1 pseudogene is annotated in these 529 nt (G+C 67.5%); it reads left to right on the top strand.

Features of this window, described 5'->3' with window-relative positions:
- A pseudogene (locus API01S_RS06615) lies at positions 1-529 on the top strand (adhesin); the annotation flags it as partial.

Below are 529 nucleotides of genomic sequence, written 5' to 3'. Positions count from 1 at the left end.
GTCGGCGACGGGGGCAGCGTCCACGGCATTGGGTAACCAAGCCAGCGACAACGGGGTCGACAACTCGACGTTGCTGGGCCAGGGTGCAACGATCACGGCGGGCCTGACCGGCTCTAACGTGGCGCTGGGCCAAGGCTCGACGGCCACCACCGGTTCGGAATCGGGCTACACCGCCATCGGCCTGTCGACTGCGCAGAACTCCAGCGGCGAGGTGTCGCTGGGCGCATCCGGCGCTGAACGCAAGATCACGAATCTTGCCGCAGGCAGCGCGTCCACCGACGCCGTCAACGTCGCGCAACTGACCGGCGTCGCCAATGCCGCCACAAGCAGCATCGGCAACCTTGGCGCCAGCGTGGCAACGAACCTGGGCGGCGGATCGGCATTCGATCCCGCGACCGGCACCATCACCGCGCCGACCTATGGCGTGCAAGGCAGCAACTACTCGAACCTCGGCAGCGCCATTGACGGTCTGGACTCGGCAGTGACAGGCCTTGCCAGCGGCAAGTCCGGCGCGTACGTCGCGGACAGT

The sequence above is a fragment of the Achromobacter piechaudii NBRC 102461 genome, assembly GCF_001571245.1.
GTDB lineage: Bacteria > Pseudomonadota > Gammaproteobacteria > Burkholderiales > Burkholderiaceae_B > Achromobacter > Achromobacter piechaudii.
Note: the sequence above shows the minus strand (reverse complement) of the source record. Positions and strands in the feature narration are given on the sequence as shown.